Genomic DNA, 20,271 nt, shown 5'->3' with positions numbered 1-20,271 from the left:
TTTCCCTCCGTGCGCTCACGGCCGCGAGGCCCCGTCTTCCCCTCGCGCACTGCCCTTTCGGCCTGAAGTTGTCCTTTGCGCTTAGCTAAAGCCTTTCCAGGGCCAAAAGCGAGGCGCGCTCAGGAAAGACTGGAAAGGGGAAAGTAGCAGATGGACTTCTGTCTCTAAAGCAGAGACTCCCCCTTTGAAGGGGGCGAAGGGGGATGTGTACACCTGCCGGTCACACGCATTCCCATTAGAAAACATGGTTCAAGTCTGTGACTTGGACCTACCATGACCGGAAGTTTGAAACTTCCGTGAGGTGAGGGCCACAAAATGAGGCGAGAGCTACAAAAAATGATTCTTCCAAAGAGAAATCGGGGCTATTTCCCAGAAAGTACCCCTAAAACAGGAATGGCAGGCTACGGGCCTGCCATTCCTGTTAAGGTTCAACCTCCATCAAATGCCTTATTGCGGGTGTCGTTCCAGGTAACTGGCTACGGCTTGGCAGGTGGCACGTACTTCCAGGCCTTTGGAGGCGGCGTAGTCTAGGCCGTGTTTGATGAGTTGGTCGGCGTAGCCTTTGCCGCGGTGTTCGGCTTCAATGAAGGTGTGCTGGAAATCAATGGTTTCTTCGTCTGGAAGCGCATAGGCTAGTTCGCCGATATCTTCGTTTTCCAGCAGGGCGGTAAACTGCTGGGCATCCTGGTCATGTTCAAAGTGTAAGTTCATGGTGTAGTAAGTTAGAGACACAAAGGCTGTTGGAAAGAAAGCCCGTTCTACTCCTTACTTATCCTTGCTTAAAAGGTTGATTCTGCTTTTGCTTGAGAGTCGATTTAGAAGTTGTTTTCCGTCTACACATCAGAAAAAAGGGAAGCAGGTATTGCAAAGAAAAAAGGGGCCTATAAGGCCCCTTGAATAATTTCGTCTACAATAGGTGGGTCTAACAGAGTGCTGGTGTCGCCCAGGTTAGAAGTATCGCCTTCGGCCACTTTGCGCAGAATGCGGCGCATGATTTTCCCGGACCGGGTTTTCGGCAGGCCGCTCACAATCTGGATTTTATCGGGCTTCGCGATTTTACCAATCTGGTCTACCACGGTCTCAATGACCTCGGCCCGAAGTTTATCTGCCGTGTCTGGGGCTTCTTCGCCGCACACCACAAACGCATAGATGCCTTGGCCTTTCACGTCATGCGGATAGCCTACTACAGCACTCTCCACAATGTATTTGTTCTGGTTAATGGCATTCTCAATTTCGGCGGTGCCGAAGCGGTGCCCCGATACGTTAATCACGTCATCTACACGGCCAATGATGCGCCACAGTCCGTTCTCATCGCGTTTAGCCCCGTCTCCGGTGAAATATAAACCTTTGTACGTGCTGAAGTAGCTTTGACGGCACCGCTCATGGTCGCCGTAGGTGGTCCTGATGATGCCGGGCCACGGGAACTTCATGCATAGATACCCTTCCTGCTCGTTTTCGGTGATTTCGTTTCCGCTCTGGTCTACCAGTAGCGGCTGAATACCCGGCAGCGCGAAACCGGCGTGGCTTGGTTTCATGGGCGTAACTCCGGCCAACGAAGTCAGCATAATGCCGCCCGTCTCGGTTTGCCACCAGGTGTCTACCACCGGGCAACGGGTTTTACCCACGTGGGTGTGGTACCAGTGCCAGGCTTCCTCGTTGATAGGTTCGCCCACTGAGCCCAGCACTTTGAGGGAATCAAGGCTATAGGAAAGCACGTGGTCCAGACCGGCTCCCATGAGTGACCGGATGGCCGTAGGCGCGGTATAGAAAATGTTTACCCCGAATTTGTCAATAACCTGCCAGAAACGGCCCGGGTCTGGAAAGGTGGGCACGCCTTCAAACATCAAGGACGTAGCGCCCGAAAGCAGCGGACCGTACAGTAAATACGAGTGGCCGGTAATCCAGCCAACATCGGCAGTACACCAGTAAATGTCGCTCTCCTCGTACTGAAACACGTTCCGGAAGGTATAGTCGGTGTAGACCATGTAGCCGCCGCAGGTGTGCACAACGCCTTTAGGAGTACCGGTAGAGCCCGAGGTGTAGAGAATAAAGAGCATATCCTCGGCGTCCATCTCCTCGGCGGGGCAGTGTTTGTCTACGTGCTGAAGTTCCTCATGGTACCAGACATCACGGCCTTCCACCATGTTCACGGCCCAGCTCACACGCTCTACCACTACCACTTTCTCTACGCTGGGGCAGGTTTCCAGCGCCTCGTCTACTACCCGTTTCACGGGAATTTGCTTCGGGCCACGGTTCAGGCCGTCTGACGTCAGTACCACTTTGGCTTGGGCATCATTGATACGGTCGGCCATGGCAGTGTGGGAGAATCCGGCGAAAATCACCGAATGTACGGCCCCAATGCGGGCGCAGGCCAGTACACTGAACGCCAACTCAGGAATCATGGGCATATAAATGCACACGCGGTCGCCTTTCTGCACGCCGTTGCGCTTGAGGATGTTCGCCATCTGGCAGACTTTCTCGTGCAGTTCGCGGTAGGTGAAGCGTATGTAGCGTTCTTTGGGGTCGTTGGGTTCCCAGATGAGGGCCAGTTTGTTTCCGCGTTTCTCCAGGTGACGGTCCAGGCAGTTCTCAGTGATGTTGAGCTTGCCATTCACGAACCATTTCACGTCTGGCTCTTCAAAATTCCAGTCCAGTACCTTGTCCCACTTTTTGCGCCAGGTGAATGTCTCGGCAATGCCAGCCCAAAATTCTTCGGGCTGTTCCACGCTTTTCTGGTAAGTTTCCTGGTACTCTTCAAAAGATTTTATGCGGTAATCCATGTTTGTCTGTTGGTTCGGTTTGTGGGCATAAATATAGAAGTTCTGCCGAAGCAGCCAAGAATTGAAGGGAGGTATTCCGTTTTCAACGGGTTTTTGGGAATGTAGGTGGTAAATGGTGGGTTGATTTTAGTGCATGCCTTTTGCCTGTTGCTGGCGTAGCGGCGGGTGGATGCGGGGCCCTTATGCTTTGTTGTTGCATGGCTGCCCTCCGTGCGCTCACGGCCGCGAGGCCCCGTCTTCCCCTCTCGCACTGCCCTTTCGGCCTGAGAAGTCTCTTGTTCTTAGTTTAGCCATTCCAGGGCCAAAAGCGAGGCGCGCTCGGGAAAGACTGGAATTGGAAAAGTAGCGTGATGTTGATAGAAGAACATCTGTACTTCTGCCCTCTAAAGCAGAGATTCCCCCTTTGAAGGGGGCGAAGGGGGATGTTTACACAAGCAGATCACACGCATTGCCTTCTCCCCTGGACATGGTTCAAGTCTGTTACTTGGACCTAAAATGCCCGGAAGTTTGCAACTTCCGTGAGGAGAAAGCCTCACACACGTTTGCTGATCAACAGTTTAGGATGAAATAAAAGGGTTCTGTCTCCCCACTGCAATACCGCCCACTCCAAAGACCTCGCAGTGTCTTCCAGACCTGCGAGTGTCTACACCACCCCGCGTTCTGGGGCCGTTTTCTGAAAAACAGCCTCAGAACGCTTGCGGCGAGTTGCGGTTATTCCGCGCCTACGCCCAGGTACGTGCGAAGTTTTTCGGACTCAAACTTAAGTGCAGCCGAAGACTCTGGCTTGAGGAGTGAAACCACTATTCCCATCAGAAACGCTCCTGACATAGAAACCAAGGCGGGGTTCTTCAGCGGAAATATGGCCTCGTCATAGCCCATGATGTCTACCATAATGGTGGGGCTCAGGACAATTAAAACCAGGGAAAGGAACGCACCGGTGGCGATGCTCCAGACGGCACCTTTGGTGGTGAAACGCTTCCAGATAATGGACATGAGCAGGGCTGGGAAGTTGGCGCTGGCGGCAATAGAGAAGGCCAGACCTACCATGAAGGCTACGTTTTGTCCTTTGAACACCAAACCCAGCACAATAGAAAGAATACCCAAGGCTACGGTGGCGCGCCGGGCTACTTTCATTTCGCCTTTCTCATTGGAAACGCCGTTTTTGAACACGTGTACGTACAGATCATGCGAGATGCTGGAAGCGCCAGACAAGGTCAAGCCGGCTACTACGGCCAGAATGGTGGCGAAGGCTACGGCCGCAATGAAGCCCAGAAACGCGGTTCCGCCGGTTTGTTCGGCCAGGAGCAACGCCGCCATGTTTCCGCCTTTGTCAATGGCTTCAATGCTAGGTTTGCCTACCAAGGCCATGGCCGAGAACCCGATCAAAAACGTGAGTAAATAGAAATACCCGATGAACCCAGTGGCCACAAACACCGATTTACGGGCGGCTTTGGCATCTGGCACGGTGTAGAAACGCATAAGAATGTGCGGCAGTCCGGCCGTGCCCAGCATAAGCGCCAGACCCAACGAAAGCGCATCAAATGGATTGGTGATATAGCCGCCCGGTGCCAGCATTTCCTGACCATATTGGGTGCTTACGGCTTCTAATAAATAAGAAGGTCTGAAATCAAACTTAGCAAGAGAAAGTAACACGAGGACGGTAGCTCCACTGAGTAACAAAACTGCTTTGATAATCTGCACCCAGGTGGTGGCAATCATGCCGCCGAAAAGTACATACAGGGTCATCACACAACCTACTACTACTACCGCAATCTCATAATCAAGCCCAAACAGAGTTTTAATCAGGCCACCGGCCCCTACCATCTGGGCAATCAAATAGAACGCGATGGTCAACAAGGAACCAACGGAAGAGACAATCCGGATGGGGCGTTGGCGCAGCCGGAAGGCCACCACATCGGCGAAGGTGTATTTGCCCAGGTTGCGGAGCGGTTCGGCAATTAGGAACATGATGAGCGGCCAACCTACTAGAAACCCGATGGAATAAATAAGTCCGTCGTAGCCTTTAGTGGCCACCATACCGGCAATACCCAGGAAAGAGGCGGCACTCATGTAATCGCCCGCCAGGGCCAGACCATTTTGGAAGCCCGAGATGTTTCGGCCTGCCGCGTAAAACTCAGAACCAGTTTTGGTTTTCTTGGCGGCCCAGTACGTGATATAAAGTGTTACGGCCACAAACAGGAAAAACATGCCCATAGAAACCGGGTTGGCCGTGCCCAAGGTAGAGGTGCTGGGAGTGGCCTGTAATAGTAGAGACAACATAGTGTTGAAGAAGGTCTTGGGTGAGAGAGAAGGGAAACTAGGAGATTTTGTTTTTCAGGTTCTGGACCGAAGTATCATAGTCGCTGTTGGCCCAGAATACATAAATGCCGGTAAGAATCCAGGCGAACAGAATGATGCCCAGCCCCACCGGAATGGCCAGCGTGGTGTATTCCCCAATCTTGGTTGCCAAGACCTGTTTGTTAAACGCCACCACCAGCAGAAACCCGAAGTACACGACCAACATGGTAAAGGTGAGCACCAGCGAGACCGACCAGCGTTTTTTGACCAGTTTTTTGAATTCGGGGCTTTCTAAGATGTGATGGGGTTTCTGGGTGTTCGGGTCCATGTTTTGTTTGTAGTTTGAAGTGGTTAGTAGCGGTACAGAAAGAAGGCCGAAAGCCTTCTCTGTCTTTCAGTTTCTTTGAAACAGATTGCTCAATTTAATGAGATATATCTAATAAGGACTATACATTCAGAGAATTATTTACCTTCTTTGCCTGTTTTGTAGTGAGAATTGATAAAAGAAGTAAGAAATGCTCCTCGCAAATCATAGCGGAAAAAGGCTGGAAGTAGGGTTGGATGAAGCCGGGCGCGGCTGCCTGGCGGGGCCGGTAGTGGCCGGGGCCGTGGTGATGCCCCCAGATTACTTTCACCCGCTGCTTACAGATTCCAAACTATTAAGTGCCAAACAGCGCGAGCACCTGCGCGAAGAAATCTGCCGCGAAGCCCTACATTGGGCCGTAGCCGAGGTGAGTCCCGAGGAGATTGACGAGATCAATATCCTGAACGCTTCTTTTCTGGCCATGCACCGCGCTATAGACCTCTTGAACATTTCGCCGGAGTATTTGCTAGTAGACGGCAACCGGTTTACGCCCTACAAAGACGTGCCGCACGCCTGCATGGTCAAAGGCGACAGCCGTTTCTTTCACATTGCCGCCGCCTCCGTCTTGGCCAAAACGCACCGGGATGAGTTGATGTGTGCCCTCGCCCTCGCTCATCCGCAGTACAGATGGGAACAGAACGCCGGGTACCCCACCAAAGTACACAGAAATGCCATCAGAGAACATGGCGTCTCGCCGCACCACAGAATGACCTTCAAGTTACTACCCGAGACGGAGACAACAGTGCTGGAAAAGACTATTTAACGTGAACTCAGGAATTCCCACGCATTTCGTCCCCCTTTGAAGGGGGTAGGGCTGTTAAGTTCTAAAAATTGATATGGTTCAAGTTTTCAACTTGGACCTAAAATGAGCTGAAGTTTGCAACTTCAGTGAGGCGTTAGCCTCAAACTCTGCAAGAAAGGCAATAGACTTTACCGCAGTTTAAGCCTCCAATGTAGAACTTAACGGCCCTACCCCTTTGAAGGGGGCGGAGGGGATGTTTACCCGTGCTGTGCAGGTGTTTTGAATAGTTGCTTTGAACGTTCTAGTTTTATAGTTCGTGATTTTACTTGTCTAATCTGCTTCGTCATCCCCCTACCCCCTTCAAAGGGGGACGAAATGCGTGCAGAACATTTTATAAGAGAATTCATGGAATCAGAATGGATTCTCTCTGCTGTTTTAATTCCTGAGTTCACGTTATATGAAAGTTCCGCTGAGAAAAAAGAATTGGACGTAGATAAAAAAGCCGGGAGGCGTTTGGGAACTGTTTTATCAAAAACAGCCCCCAAACGCCTCCCGGCTTTTAACAGGTTATGTAAATGTTACTGCGGTTTTAATTTAAGCAAGTCCAGGAAAAGGCTGAAGCTGTCTAAACTGGAAGCGCCGTCATTAAAGGTGTCAAAAGTGAGGGGTTTCACAATATAGCCGCTTACCTGTAGGTTCTGGGCGGCGTGGCGGTCAGAGTCTTCGTTGGAGGTAGTCATAATGAACACGCTCAGGTGGGAGAGGAAGGGGTCTTGGCGAAGTTCTTCCAGAAATTCAATCCCGTTCATCTTGGGCATGTTAATGTCCAATAGAATGATGTTGGGCAAGGGATTTAACTTGGGTGTACCAGGCTCGCCGCGCAGCATAGCCAGGGCCTCGCGTCCGTTTTTGGCTTTGTGGAGCGGCACCATCACCTTGATTTTCCGCAACTCGCGCTCTACGCTCATAGCATCAAGATAATCATCTTCCACTAACAAAATACTAGTCTGCGAATCACTCATAGTTCGGGTTGTAAAAAGTAGTAAACGTCAAATATAGGAGGTAATCAGGCTTCCACCAAAGTAAGAATGGGCCAGGTGAACGTGAAAGCAGAGCCTTTGCCCACGGTGGAAGACACTCTGATGGTGCCGCCGCGGCGCTCAATAATCTTCTTCACAATGGCCAAACCCACCCCCGTACTCTCTACGGCATCGCGCTCCTGTAAGGTTTGGAAAAGCACGAAGATGCGGTCATGGTACTCTTCCTCAATGCCCGGGCCATCATCTATCACCGAGAATTCATACTGGTCTTCCAACTGTTGGTAGGCAATGGTCACGCTGCCCGAGGTAGAGTGGTGGTACTTGATGGCATTGCTGAGAAGATTGGAGAAAACCTGCTGCAATTCTACCTTGGCGCCCTCTACCACAGGCAACCGTTCCGGAATATGGATTTTGAATTCCGCCGGCGGATTAACCATGTCAATGACCTCAAAAATAAGCGCCTGCACGTCTACCATGCCTTCTTCCAGATTAGAACGGCCAATGCGGGCCAGGGCCAGAATGCCGTTAATGAGGTTTTCCATGCGGTGCACGCGTATGCGCATCATCATGAGGTACTCCTGAATGTGGGCCGGAAGCTCTTTGCCCATGTCTTCCTCCACCCAGCGCGAGGCGTTCTCAATCCCGCGCAAAGGGGCTTTCAGGTCATGCGACACCACGTAGGCGAATTGGTCCAGCTCCTTGTTCTTGCTGTCCAGCTCGGTGAACGTGCTGTCAATGGTGGCGGCCATGCGGTTCAGGGAATCGGTGAGGCGGGTGAGTTCGTCGTTGGCATCGTCCTCAATCTGGGTTTTGTATTCGCCGTGCGAAATCTTGTCTGCCAGGTTCACCATTTTCATGATGCGCCTAGAAATGAGGCGCGTAATGTAATACGCCCAGCCCAAACCCAGCAACACTGAGAGCACCGTTAATGTGGTAGAGATGCGGCGGGTGTCTGAGATACTTTCTTCCAGTCGGGAGTTGCGTTCCCCGCGCACCTTGTATTCAATGCTGTTGAAGTCCTTGAAGTAGATGCGCATCTGGTCGGTCATGCGTTTTCCTTCTTCGGCCAGAACCAGAAAACCATGGTCCAGCGCGTGAATGCCGCGCGTGGGAATTCCCTTGGCGTTTTCCTTTTTCTTCTCGGCAATCAGCAGCTCGGCAAATTCGGTGCGCCATTTGTCATGCATTTCCTCAATGACTTTGATGCGGCGCAGCTGGTCGGGCTTTTCCTGCATGTACTCCTTGAGTAAGTTGAACTGGCTGGGCAGCAACGGCTCCGCCGAATAATATGGCGCCAGAAAGGTCTCGTTGCCGGTGAGCAGAAAGCCCCGCATGCCGGTTTCCATGTCAATCAGGTTCCGTTGCAGGGAGGCCGAGGTGCGGGTAATGTTCTGGGAGTCGGTCACGAACTTGGAGTTGGAGATCACGTCCTCAGACAACTGGTAGTTGACAATAGCCACTGAGGTGAACAGCAGCGAGATAAGCACAAAGCCGGCAAAAAGCTTGGTTGAAAGATTCATGTCACATGCGCTAGGAGAGATGGCCCCACCTCCCGGAATAAACAAAGAAAGCCCCAGATGTTCCTTTTCAGAAAAACCGGTTTTTACAAAAGTAGATGTTTTGTGGTACTTCTGGCGGCTTAGATTTTGCGGGCAGCCCTATCTTGCAGACACGTTTCAGTAGGCCTTTCAGGAAAGCAGCCTGGAAACGGTCTTTGTAACTACTCTTCCTGGACCTTTCTGGTTCAGCAGCGTTTTTCGGCTTCTTTTCCGGAAAACCCCGTAAAAACAGAGCCGTATCGGTTTTCGACAAAGCCGAAGTGCCGGGAAGAAGGTTTAGAAACCCGCTCTAATTTCCTACTTTTGCCTTTCTTAACCCAGCTTCTAAAATCACACCTATATGGAATTGAAGAAAATAGCCCTCAATGATGTGCACGAAGCACTGGGCGCGAAAATGGTGCCTTTTGCCGGTTACAACATGCCCGTACGCTACAGTTCAGATCTGGACGAGCACCACACCGTGCGCAAGGCCGTGGGTATTTTTGACGTGTCGCACATGGGTGAGTTTCTGGTGACGGGACCAAATGCCCTGGACCTGATTCAGCGCGTGACCACCAATGACGCGGCTAAACTGACGCCCGGCAAAATCCAATATTCCTGCCTGCCCAACCAGGAAGGCGGTATTGTGGATGACCTGTTGGTTTATTGCCTGGCTCCCGAGGAATACATGCTGGTTGTGAATGCCTCTAACATAGAAAAAGACTGGAACTGGATCAGCCAGTTCAATACTAATGGCGCCGAGCTGAAGAATATCTCAGATGAAATGTCCCTGTTTGCCGTGCAGGGTCCCAAAGCTGTAGAAGCGCTGCAGTCTTTGACGCCCGTTGACCTGAAGAACATGGTGTACTACACCTTTGACAAAGGCACCTTTGCGGGTCAGCCAGACGTGATCATCTCGGCCACCGGCTATACCGGTGCGGGCGGATTTGAGATCTATGTACCCAACGAGAGCGCCAAAGAGGTGTTTGAGCAAATCATGCAGGCCGGAGCCGAGTTCGGGATTAAGCCCATTGGTTTGGGTGCACGCGATACCCTGCGCCTGGAAATGGGTTACTGCCTCTACGGCAACGACATCACTGACACTACTTCGCCGCTGGAGGCCGGTCTGGGCTGGATCACCAAATTCAACAAAGACTTCACCAACGCCCAGGCGCTGAAAGCACAGAAAGAGCAAGGCGTGCGCCGTAAACTCATTGGCTTCGAGATGATGGAACAGGGTATTCCGCGCAGCCACTACGAGATTGTGAACGCAGAAGGCGCGACCATTGGCGAAGTAACCTCCGGCACCATGTCCCCTTCTTTGGGCAAAGGGGTAGGTTTGGGCTACCTGCAAAACGAATACACCGCCCCCGGCACCGAGGTTTTCATCAAAGTACGCAACAAGCAACTCAAAGCCCAGGTAGTAAAACTGCCGTTCTACAAACCAACCGTTTAAAGGAGTTCTGAGTCTTGAGTCCAGAGTCCTGAGTTGGAAATGTAATTCATTTCGGCTCAAGGCCCAGAACCTTTGTTTGGCGTTTAGGAGCTGCTTTATGAAAAGCAGCCCCTAAACGCCAAATTTTTTAACCCAACTCAGGACTCAGAACTCAGAACTCTTATAAAATGCCTTCCATAGACGTTTGCTTCAGCCCAGAGCTGTTGCCCCTGTATAATTTAACCGGCAAAATTGCCGTAGCCGTAGATGTGTTGCGCGCCACTTCCAGCATGGTCACCGCGTTGGCTAACGGCATTACCCACATTGCCCCCGTGAGCGAACTGGAAGCCTGCCTGGCCTACCGCGACCTTGGCTATTTGGTAGCCGCCGAGCGCGATGGCGTTAAGGCCGAAGGCTTTGACTTGGGCAATTCGCCGTTACACTACTTAGAGGAAGACCACACCGGGCGGTTGCTGGCCATTACCACCACCAATGGCACCCAGGCCATCCGGCTTTCCCGTGCCGCAGATGAAGTGCTGGTGGGCGCTTTCCTCAACGTAGGTGCCGTGGCCGACTATCTGCGCCAAGCCGGAAAAGACGTGGTAGTGGTCTGCGCGGGCTGGAAAGGTATGTTCAACCTGGAAGACACGCTGTTCGCCGGGGCCTTGGCAGAACGCCTGGAAGGTGACTTCGAACTGAACCATGACGCCACGTTGGCCGCCTACCACCTTTACCAAACCGCCAAGCCAGACATGCTGGGCTTCCTTTCCAAGTCCTCACACGTGCAGAGATTGGAGCGCCTCCATATCTTAAAAGACATTGAATTCTGCTTGCAGGAAGATACCTACACCGTAGTACCCGTTCTGAAAGAAGATTTCCTGGTTCCGGCGGAATAAGGCGGTACTTCTAAGGGAATTAAAGAAAACTCGTTTCCAGTACGTTTTTCTAAAACATGCCAGAAACGGGTTTTCTTTTGCAGCTCACCGAATCCCTCGCTCGCGTCCCGCGAGTGTGAGCTACTTGCGGCGTCCCGCCGCTAAAGAGTAAAGATTAGCAAATTCCCCTAACTCGGCCAGAGGCCGATGGTAGCCCACACTCGCGGGACGCGAGCGAGAGGAAAAACCCTTCGTTTAGCGGCTGTTTATTACAAAACAGCCGCTAAACGAAGGGTTTTTCTATTAGCAACGCTACCGCATAGCAGAGCTACCGCAGCTTGGGATTGTTCTGGTGGCGGTCTTTGTCGCGGGAGGTGCGTTTCTCCATGCCTTTCGCGAAGGCCTCGGTTAAATTAACGCCCGTCTGATTCGCTAGGGCGATGAGCACAAACAGCACATCGGCCATTTCTGCCCCTAAATCTACCTCTTCATCACTTTTCTTGAACGACTGTTCGCCGTATCGCCGCGCGATGATGCGGGCCACTTCGCCCACTTCCTCGGTGAGAATGGCCAGGTTGGTCAGTTCAGAGAAATACCGAACGCCTACGTCTTTGATCCAGGTATCTACGGTTTGTTGTGCTTCTTCTAAGGTCATGTTCTGGTTGTTAATTGTTGAAAGGTTTATTCACCTTTATGAAACGCTTCTCTATAAAAGTAAAGGTTAGGTAGCTGGCTACTAATGTAACAGTCAAGCCGCTGAGAAAAACCAAAATTGGGTTTACATCTCCTGTCAAAAGCCTATTGAAGTACAAAGTATAGCGTAAAATTGGCTGATGCAGGAGGTAGAAAGAGAAGCTTATCTCTCCTAGAATAACTAGCAATTTATACGTCAGAAATTTAGATAGAAGTCCCTTCTGGTGGTAAAAAGCATACAAAAGTAGGCAAACAGGTAACCAATAATAAAGACTGTATCTGTATGTCAGATTAACTTCTTTGTGCAGCCCTAAAAACAAAACGAAACAAAGAATTGCCAAAGCTTCACAGAAAGTGGCAGGAATAACAGATTGGGGATATTTATGAGTGGTAAACTTTATGAATTGATACAGTAGAATACCAAGGTAGAAGTCCAGAAATCTGGTAAGAGGGTTGATGGAAAAAAAAAAGTGGTGCTGGTGAATTGGTATGAGCCAAAACAGAGTAAGAAGCAGCACAGCAGCGAGAGTACTCTGTAGAAGCAGTGATTTTATATTTCTTCCAAGGAATATTTTATAGACAACAGGAAATAAAAGATAGAAAAATGCTTCATTGGATAGGCTCCAAGAGGTTTTGTTAAAGGAGAAGAATACTTTCTCTACTGGTATAAAGCTATGAAACAATGCAAGGTTAAGTCCTAAACTTCCAAACCAAAGAAATGGTTGTTGAGCAAAAAGCCTATAGGTTAAGGGTAAGGCTACCAACAAGGCTATCAAATGCATGGGGTAGATTCTTGCAGCCCTCTTCTGCCAAAAGTTTTTTACCACCTTTTGGCTCAGTTTTTCAGAAAAGGATTTGTCATACGTATGGCTCAGAATGAGGCCACTGAGAACATAAAAGAAACTAACTCCTATAAACCCCTCCTTAAAAAATGAATTATACAAGTAGGACAGGGTGGTACCGCCATAGTAATGAAGGAAATCGGAATGGGACAAGAAAACCATCAAGGCAAAAAAGAAACGCAGAGAGGTAAGAGGTTTGATCATAGCCAAGTGAACCTAACACTTTAGGAGTTGCAGATTTTTCAGGATTTACTCTCTGTTCTGCGAATCAATGGTGATGGTGACGGGGCCGTCGTTGATGAGGGCCACTTTCATATCTGCTCCGAAGATGCCGGTAGGGACGGGTTTGCCTAGTTCCTGCTCCAGTAAGTGGTGAAACTGTTCGTAGTGCGGGATGGCCACGGCAGGTGGGGCAGCATTGATGTAGGAGGGACGGTTGCCCTTCTTGGTGAGGGCATACAGCGTAAACTGACTGATGAGCAGGATGCCGCCGTTCACGTCCTGTACGCTTAGGTTCATCTTGTCCTCATTATCAGAGAAAATGCGAAGTTGGGCAATTTTCTTGGCCGTCCAGGAAAGGTCTTCGGGGGTGTCAGAAACGGTGAAGCCAGCCAGAACCAAAAGGCCTTGCTCAATTCGTCCGGTAACGGTTCCTGCAATGGTAACAGATGCCTGAGACACCCGCTGAATCACGATGCGCATATTCTGAAATAGTTTGCTTTGGATGCCATTGGTTTAAGTGAGTTTTCTCAAAAAAGAGCAAAAAACCATTCATTCCTTCTCTCAATCACTCAATCATTCCATCCTAAAACGCCAAGTTAAAAAGAAAACCCGCAGCCCGCGCCGCAAACCGCACATTCATCAAACTTATAAGGCGGCGACGCGGAAGCGGTGTTTTTTCTTTATTTTTGTGTCCCTAACCTGCAAGGATGTCGAAAAAGGCGATTTATTGGCTGTGTGGTGTGGTGCTGCTAGTGGCACTGGGCTACTATGGGTATTCAAAATGGACGGCAGCCCGCGAAAAGGTGAGTCTCTGGACCCTGGTGCCCGATGATGCCGTTTTTGTGGTGGAAACCAACAACGCACCACGATTCCTGGACCATCTGCAGGAAACCGACATGTGGGCCACCATCTCCCGTATGCCCTTCGTGCTGCGCCTGGAAGACCCCTTGGCCTTGCTGGACAGCCTTTCTGGCGGGCAAAAGCCACTTCGTAATTTCCTCACCAATAAGAATGTACTGGTATCCATGCACGTACTGGGCCGTACAGAAAGTGAGATGATTTATTATGTGCCCGTCAATACCGTGGCCCAGCACCGCTACATCAGAACGTTGGTAGAGAACCTGGGCAAATCTGGCGTGTACCGGCAGGAAGTTCGGGATTACCAGGGCTTCCAGATCACTGACATCATTCACCGCGACAACGACAACAACCTTTCGTATTTCAGTTACCATAACAATCTGGTCATCAGCCCTAACTCGGTGCTGGTGGAAGAGGTGATTAGGAAGATAAACCGGGGGCAATTGGAGTCGCCGGCCAAAGACTACGAGAACACCAATTACCTGAGCCAGAATGATGTGTACGCCAACGTCTTCATCAACTACCGGCACGTGCCTGATTTATTGGGCGTTTTCCTTAAGAAAGAGCTGCTGGAAGACGTGGAACTGCTCAGCAGTCTTTGCCGCAACAGCATGCTGGAACTCAAGCTGGAAAACAACCGACTGTTTTTGAACGGTTTCTCCAATCCCGAGACGGTAGAAGGATCTCTCTACAACAGAATTCAGGGACATGAAGCCAAGGCGTTCAACCTGCGCGAGGTGTTGCCGGTACGGGCGGCCATTGTGCTGCACATGGGCCTGAACAAAATGAATTCCCTGCGGGGGAATCCCGGCAAGCCGGATGGCTCTTTCCTGGATTCTTTGTCTGGTTCTTTTGCGGGTGAGTTGGGGCTTTGTTACCTGGAAGCCTATGACACCAAAACCAATCCCGAGAAAGTGCTGTTTGCGCAGTCTGCTAACCCGCTTTTCACGCAGGAAATGCTGAACCGCCTGCAACCTGGCCAGACCGTGGGCACCGTGGAGAAGCACGGCACGCACACCATTCGGTTACTCACCGCCAAGGAACTGCCGCAGCAACTGTTCGGGGAGGTTTTCAAGGGCTTTGAGCAAACCTATTACACCACCCTGCAGAACTACATTCTGTTTACCGATGATGTAGCCACCATGCGGTCACTGCTTACCGAAGTAGAGGAAGGGAAAGTCTGGAGCAAGTCTGAGGCCCTGGAGCCTTTCCTCAACCAATCTCAGCAGAAAGACAACCTAGGCCTGTTTGTGAATACGAGCCATGCCTGGAACCTACTGTTGCGTTCCATGAGTCCGCAGAAACAGGGCAGCCTGCTCAGCAACAGCACCATTGTCAAGAAATTCAACTATTTCGGGGTGCAGTTCAGTGCCCAGGATAAACAATACTACACCAGTTTCCTGCTTCGGCACCAGGAAGAATCACGGGTAAAAGCGGTGCTGGCGAACCAGGGCATCAGGCAGGAAGAAACCTTTGACTTCAAGAGCCGGCTTATTTCCGCGCCCTTCCAGACGCAGTTTGAGGTAGACAACAGCGCTGAAGTAGTGGTGCAGGACTCGGCGCTGGTTTTGTACGGAATTGGCACTGAACGCGGCCGCCGTAACTGGAGCGACACGCTTTCAGGAAGGGTGATGGGTCCTGTGCTTCAGTTTCCGTTTGGCGCAGACAAGCGCCCCAAATATTTCTTCGCCACCACCAACAGCCTGCATTGCATTGACAAGAACGGTGAAGAGGAAGAGAACTTTCCCTTCACACTGGGAGATTCCATCAGGCTGCAGCGCCTGACTTTGTTTGACTATGACAAAACCGGTGACTACCGGCTGGCTGCCGATGATAACTTAGGCAATCTTTTCATTCTGGACATGCAGGGAAACCTACAGCCCGGTTTTAATCCCATGCGCCTGGACGGCCGTCTGGCGGCCCCGCCTCAGCACGTGAAAGTGAATGGCCGCAATGTGGTGCTGGCCGTGCTGGAGAACGGGTACATTCACGCCTTCGGGACGCAGGGCGAGCCGTATCCGGGTTTTCCCATTAATCTCAACGCCAACATCCGGTCAGGACTTTTTTCTAAAGTGGGCATTTCTTTCCGGCGTTCGCTTTTCACCACCGTGACCCAGGATGGCCAGGTCATCACGTTTGATTTAACCGGCGAGATAGTCAAGCGCGAGCAGCTTTTGCGCCCAGACCGCCGCAGTACATTCAAAATGGTACCCGAAGCAGGAGGGAAGTCCTTTATCATTGCTCGCTCAGACCCGGGCCGGGTGGCCTTGTTCGCCCAAGACGGGAAACTCCTGCTAGACCGCCGCTTTGTGACCGCATCGGCTAAAGAAGTGCAGTACTATCATTTCGGCGGAGACCGCAAGCTCTACGTGATCTGGGAAACCGGTCCGCGCAAAGCGTACTTATTTGACGTGCAGGCCCAACCCTTGGGAGAAAGCGCCATCAACAGCAGCTACCCACCCACCGTGCGCTACAACGAGGTGCAAAACCAATACACCATTTTCACTACCTACAACAAGCTCCTGCAGAAAACAGTGGTGCAAGGCCGCTAGACCCTTGACTTTTAGGAATAGGCGAGACTTGGTAATAGAGCTGTTTTACAGAAAACGGCCTGAAAGCTGTGGGTTCTCCAATTCCTCACAGGTTTGAAAACCACTGGCACCCTTTGTCACAAGACTCAAGTATCGTGACAAAGGGTGATACGAGTCTCCAGACTCGCCGGAAACCACCGACACTCAAATACAGAACAGGAAAATAATTTAATTAAATTGTATGTATATACATAAGTTGTTTATACATTTGCCTTACCAAAACAGTAAATCAAAAAGAAATGAAACTAAGAAACACCGTATTGGCCGCGCTGGTGGCGCTGGTAACATTCGCTTTCGCGGGAAAAGGCGTAGAGTACAAAGTTGTGAAAAACCAGTCTAAGGTTAGCTGGAAAGGCACCAAAGTAACTGGTGAGCACGCGGGTATGATCAACATAGCTGATGGTAAATTCAGCAGCGATGGCAAGAACATCTTGGGCGGTTCTTTTGACATTGACATGAACTCCATCACTTGCACAGACATCACCGATGCCAAAATGAACGGCAACCTGGTAGGTCACCTGAAGTCTGATGATTTCTTCGGGACGGCGAAATACCCGAAAGCTACCCTGGTAATCACGAAAGTGGCTCCTACCAAAACCAAAGGCCAGTACCTGGTGAACGGTGACCTGACCATCAAAGGCATCAAAAACCCGGTTCAGTTCCCGGCTACCATCAGCCACGCGGGAAACCAGATCAAAGCCAAAGCCAACATCAAAGTAGACAGAACCAAATATGACATCAAATACGGTTCAGGTTCTTTCTTTGACAACCTAGGCGACAAAGCCATCAGCAACGAGTTTGATTTGAACGTTGATTTAGTGGCTCAGAAATAAGCTACTTTCAGGAAAATACCTTTTAAGCAAAACGGCTATGCTCCACAAGGGCATAGCCGTTTTTTTTTGTGCATGGGGTTTGCCTGTTGCTGGCGTGGTGATGCGGTGCGCTGCTTTCGCCGTTGTTGGTGTTATCACCAACAACCTGAATGGCTGTCCTTCTAGCAAGTAGCTCTGGTTTACGCAGTTTGCTGTTCCCTTGGCTTAGCGGCTTTTTGCGTGGATGCAAGTGCTGGGTAGTTTCATCGTTGACGGTAAGCGCTCACGGCCGCGAGGCCCCGTCTTCCCCTCGCGCACTGCCCTTTCGGCCTGCCTTGTCCATTGCGCTTAGTTTTGCCATTCCAAGGCCAAAAGCGAGGCGCGCTCAGGGAAGACTGGAACAGGAGAAAGTAGCGGAAGACGTTATCAGGTATCGTAGAGACCAGGCACAGCCTTGTCTCTAGTACGCATTGCTTCCAATGGTTTACAGATTTTACCTTACTTTAGCCCTCTAAAAGCAGATACTCCCCCTTTGAAGGTAGGGCCGTTAAGTTCTACCCTTTAAAGCCTTCATAAGGTGAAGCCCATTACCATTCTTGCACAGTTTGAGGCTATCGCCTCACTGAAGTTGCAAACTTCAGCTCATTTTAGGTCCAAGTTGCAAACTTGAACCAGCTATATTTTTAGAACTTAACGGCCCTGCCCCTATGAAGGGGGCGAAGGGGGCAGTTTACACCTGCCGGTCATACGCTTTACCATCTACTGAAAAAGAGTATTTCCCTCCTAGGAGGGGAGGGGTGGGTTCTAACACGCCTTTGTTTCCTTCAAAGCACCCCCAATCGTTTCAACAATGGCACTAACGTGAACTTCTGTGTAAAGCGTTTTCGGGCTTATTTTCTGATTTCAGGTCGAATACAAACTTAATCTGTGGGTGATTTACTGATTGGTAAGCCAGCCTTTTCGGTAAAAATAGTAGATCATGCCCGCTACTATGACTCCCATAATGCCCAGTAAAGTAACGTAGCCGTAGGGTTGGTACAACTCAGGCATGTTCAGGTAATTGATGCCTCCTTCGGGATTTTCGCGGGAGAAGTTCATGCCGTAAAGCCCCACTATGAAGCTCAAGGGAATGAAAATGGTGGAGATGATGGTGAGCACTTTCATGACTTCGTTCATGCGGTTGCTCACGTTGGACAGGTACAGGTCTGTGAGGCTGCTGGTAATCTCTTTGTAGTTGTCTACCAGGTCCATGAGCTGGATGGCGTGGTCGTAAATGTCTTTGAAGTAGATTTTGAGTTCGTTGGGGATGAGGTGATCATCCATGCGCATAATTTCATTGATCTTGTCTCGCTCTGGCCACACAATACGGCGTATTTTCACCACTTCCCGCTTAAGATCCAGAATCTGGCTCAAGAGCTTTTTGCTGGGGTTCTCAAAAAGGCAGTCTTCCAGTTCCTCGGCGTACTCGCCCAACTGCGCCATGGCCGGGAAATAGTGATCTAGCACCACATCCAGAATGGCGTAGGCCACATACATCACAGATTTCTTCCGGATGGACCCCTTCCCAACCCTGATGCGTTCCCGCAGCGGGTCCAGGCAGTCTTCGTAATCGCTCTGGAACGTGATGACATAATTGGAACCGGTGAAAAGGGAGAGCTGGTCATCGTCTATCTTGTGTTCTGGCGTGAACGTGATCATGCGGGACACAATGAACAGGCGGTTCTGGTCTTCCTCCACTTTGGGCCGCTGGTAATCATTGATCACATCTTCCATCTGCAAGGGGTGAATCTGGAAATCTGCCATGATGCGCTCCAGCATGGGAACGCTGCCATAGCCTCTAATGTCAATCCAGTGGCGGGCCGAGGCCGGGGCCTGGTGAAAGGCCTGCATTAGGGCATCATAGTCAGAGAATTCCCGCGCTTCATGCGTGTGTTCGTTAAAAGACACCAAAAATAGCCGTGGCGTGAGGGCTTGCGCCGAAACCGTTAAGGAGCCGGGTTTCTGGCCCACGCTTCTTTCCAAGATGCTTTTGGTAGGCTGTTTCTGGGGCTTTTTAGAAGTCGGAAGTATGCGCATGTGGGTTCTGGACGATGGGTGTGAGACGCGTTTCAGCTGGTAAGTTGGACTTGATACGTAAACCGGAAAGGGAGGGATAAACCTGCTTATGGGCTGCTTTTCTTAAAACAGCCCGAAAAGGGGGAAGCTTTTGTTTTCAGGGGAGAAGGGTTCCGCCGCCTTTTTGGAGCAGACCTTCCACTTGCGCCACCAGACTCATCCGGACTTGTACCTTTAAGCGGCAATCCAGTTGGAAATCCTGCTCCCGTACAGGCAGGTCCAGGTCTTTCACCACCTTCATGATCTCGTTCATCCGTTCGTACCCAAACTGCACCGTGATAAGCGCCATTTCATGCTCTTCCACCACCTCCGCCTGCTCCAAGGCCTCGGCCGTAGCGGTTTTGTAGGCATGGATCAGACCACCTACCCCCAGTTTCACGCCCCCAAAATACCTGATCACGACCACCAACACATTGCTCAGCCCCAAAGATCTGATCTGCCCCAGAATAGGATCTCCGGCCGAGTGATTGGGTTCGCCGTCATCGTTGGCGCGGTACGTGGCTTTGTTGGCTCCCAGCAGGTAAGCGTAGCAATGGTGGCGGGCGTCAAAGAACTCCTTGCGAAGGGCCTGCAGAACGTCCTTTATCTCTTCCTCGGTACGCACCGGGTAGGCCTTGGCGATGAACTTACTGCCTTTCTCTTTGTACAAACCCTCCACGGGCGCGGCTATGGTGCGGTAGGTGTCCTCCATGGAAAGCAAAAGTACGAAACGAATCAGAATAGAAGGCTTGCTGGTTTATGGCTGGTTTGAGGGAAAGGAGTTGAAAGACCTGATGGCAGAAAAAGCCCGACCTGAAAAAAGAGAGAACTCGCGAAAAGAACCACTGGCATATACGTTTATTCAATTCAGGGTATTGATGAAAGGAACAGACTACTTCCGTTATGAAACATAGGCAATCCTGTTCCTCTTCTAAACCTTATGGGTAAACGGTGTATATTTGCCAGCCAATGAATGTGCCTGCATGAAACTGCCCCACTTGCTTGAGTTTAAGACAATAGGTGAATCTAGTGAGGGGCTCTTGGTTTCTACCTATCAGGAACAACGGCTTTCAATTGAATTAAACAG

17 protein-coding genes are annotated in these 20,271 nt (G+C 50.7%); 6 read left to right on the top strand and 11 right to left on the bottom strand.

The window, feature by feature from the left end:
• Positions 1-447: 447 nt before the first annotated feature.
• From ACY0JR_RS13680 to ACY0JR_RS13665, 4 genes are all read right to left on the bottom strand, one after another.
• The gene (locus ACY0JR_RS13680) at positions 448-711 is read right to left on the bottom strand and encodes a GNAT family N-acetyltransferase (protein ID WP_462634661.1); all 264 of its coding nucleotides are present in this window, start codon (positions 709-711) and stop codon (positions 448-450) included.
• Positions 712-881: 170 nt separating this feature from the next.
• A complete protein-coding gene (gene acs, locus ACY0JR_RS13675; protein ID WP_462634660.1) occupies positions 882-2,780 on the bottom strand; it encodes an acetate--CoA ligase in 1,899 nt (632 codons plus the stop codon).
• Between the two features lie 711 nt (positions 2,781-3,491).
• Entirely contained in the window at positions 3,492-5,060 is a 1,569-nt protein-coding gene (locus ACY0JR_RS13670) for a sodium:solute symporter family transporter (protein ID WP_462634659.1), read from the bottom strand.
• Between the two features lie 37 nt (positions 5,061-5,097).
• Positions 5,098-5,406 carry a DUF485 domain-containing protein gene (locus ACY0JR_RS13665; RefSeq protein ID WP_462634658.1) on the bottom strand — a complete coding sequence of 103 codons (309 nt, stop codon included), beginning with the start codon at positions 5,404-5,406 and terminating at the stop codon, positions 5,098-5,100.
• A gap of 187 nt (positions 5,407-5,593) precedes the next feature.
• On the opposite strand from ACY0JR_RS13665, the gene ACY0JR_RS13660 reads away from it, so the two are divergent.
• Positions 5,594-6,205: a ribonuclease HII gene (locus ACY0JR_RS13660; protein WP_462634657.1), complete on the top strand. Its 612-nt coding sequence runs from the start codon at positions 5,594-5,596 to the stop codon at positions 6,203-6,205.
• A gap of 557 nt (positions 6,206-6,762) precedes the next feature.
• On the opposite strand, the gene ACY0JR_RS13655 is transcribed toward ACY0JR_RS13660, so the two are convergent.
• Positions 6,763-7,206 carry a response regulator gene (locus ACY0JR_RS13655; RefSeq protein WP_462634656.1) on the bottom strand — a complete coding sequence of 148 codons (444 nt, stop codon included), beginning with the start codon at positions 7,204-7,206 and terminating at the stop codon, positions 6,763-6,765.
• 44 nt (positions 7,207-7,250) lie between these two features.
• A complete protein-coding gene (locus ACY0JR_RS13650; RefSeq protein WP_462634655.1) occupies positions 7,251-8,744 on the bottom strand; it encodes a sensor histidine kinase in 1,494 nt (497 codons plus the stop codon).
• A gap of 379 nt (positions 8,745-9,123) precedes the next feature.
• On the opposite strand from ACY0JR_RS13650, the gene gcvT reads away from it, so the two are divergent.
• A complete protein-coding gene (gene gcvT / locus ACY0JR_RS13645) occupies positions 9,124-10,218 on the top strand; it encodes a glycine cleavage system aminomethyltransferase GcvT (protein ID WP_462634654.1) in 1,095 nt (364 codons plus the stop codon).
• Between the two features lie 167 nt (positions 10,219-10,385).
• Positions 10,386-11,093 carry a 2-phosphosulfolactate phosphatase gene (locus tag ACY0JR_RS13640; RefSeq protein WP_462634653.1) on the top strand — a complete coding sequence of 236 codons (708 nt, stop codon included), beginning with the start codon at positions 10,386-10,388 and terminating at the stop codon, positions 11,091-11,093.
• A gap of 307 nt (positions 11,094-11,400) precedes the next feature.
• Here the strand turns inward: ACY0JR_RS13640 and ACY0JR_RS13635 are convergent, their stop codons facing one another.
• From ACY0JR_RS13635 to dtd, 3 genes are read right to left on the bottom strand one after another with little or no spacing between them, the layout of a single operon-like run.
• Positions 11,401-11,727 (bottom strand): nucleotide pyrophosphohydrolase, encoded by a 327-nt coding sequence (locus tag ACY0JR_RS13635; protein ID WP_462634652.1) that lies wholly within the window; start codon positions 11,725-11,727, stop codon positions 11,401-11,403.
• Between the two features lie 10 nt (positions 11,728-11,737).
• Positions 11,738-12,811: an acyltransferase family protein gene (locus tag ACY0JR_RS13630; RefSeq protein ID WP_462634651.1), complete on the bottom strand. Its 1,074-nt coding sequence runs from the start codon at positions 12,809-12,811 to the stop codon at positions 11,738-11,740.
• Between the two features lie 45 nt (positions 12,812-12,856).
• On the bottom strand, positions 12,857-13,309 hold the full coding sequence (gene dtd / locus ACY0JR_RS13625) for a D-aminoacyl-tRNA deacylase (RefSeq protein ID WP_462634650.1): 453 nt from the start codon (positions 13,307-13,309) through the stop codon (positions 12,857-12,859).
• A 227-nt stretch (positions 13,310-13,536) separates the two neighbouring features.
• On the opposite strand from dtd, the gene ACY0JR_RS13620 reads away from it, so the two are divergent.
• Positions 13,537-16,239, top strand: a complete 2,703-nt coding sequence (locus ACY0JR_RS13620; RefSeq protein WP_462634649.1) for a hypothetical protein — start codon at positions 13,537-13,539, stop codon at positions 16,237-16,239.
• Between the two features lie 278 nt (positions 16,240-16,517).
• Positions 16,518-17,111: a YceI family protein gene (locus ACY0JR_RS13615; protein WP_462634648.1), complete on the top strand. Its 594-nt coding sequence runs from the start codon at positions 16,518-16,520 to the stop codon at positions 17,109-17,111.
• Positions 17,112-18,026: 915 nt separating this feature from the next.
• Here the strand turns inward: ACY0JR_RS13615 and corA are convergent.
• A complete protein-coding gene (gene corA, locus ACY0JR_RS13610; protein ID WP_462634647.1) occupies positions 18,027-19,166 on the bottom strand; it encodes a magnesium/cobalt transporter CorA in 1,140 nt (379 codons plus the stop codon).
• A gap of 136 nt (positions 19,167-19,302) precedes the next feature.
• Complete coding sequence (locus tag ACY0JR_RS13605) at positions 19,303-19,896, bottom strand: IMPACT family protein (protein ID WP_462634646.1); 594 nt, start codon at positions 19,894-19,896, stop codon at positions 19,303-19,305.
• On the opposite strand from ACY0JR_RS13605, the gene ACY0JR_RS13600 reads away from it, so the two are divergent.
• A complete protein-coding gene (locus ACY0JR_RS13600; RefSeq protein WP_462634645.1) occupies positions 19,895-20,098 on the top strand; it encodes a hypothetical protein in 204 nt (67 codons plus the stop codon). The genes ACY0JR_RS13605 and ACY0JR_RS13600 overlap by 2 nt on opposite strands.
• The last annotated feature ends 173 nt before the right edge of the window (positions 20,099-20,271 follow it).

The sequence above is a fragment of the Rufibacter sp. JT3400010 genome (assembly GCF_054956755.1).
This window is presented reverse-complemented; position numbering and strand designations above follow the sequence as displayed.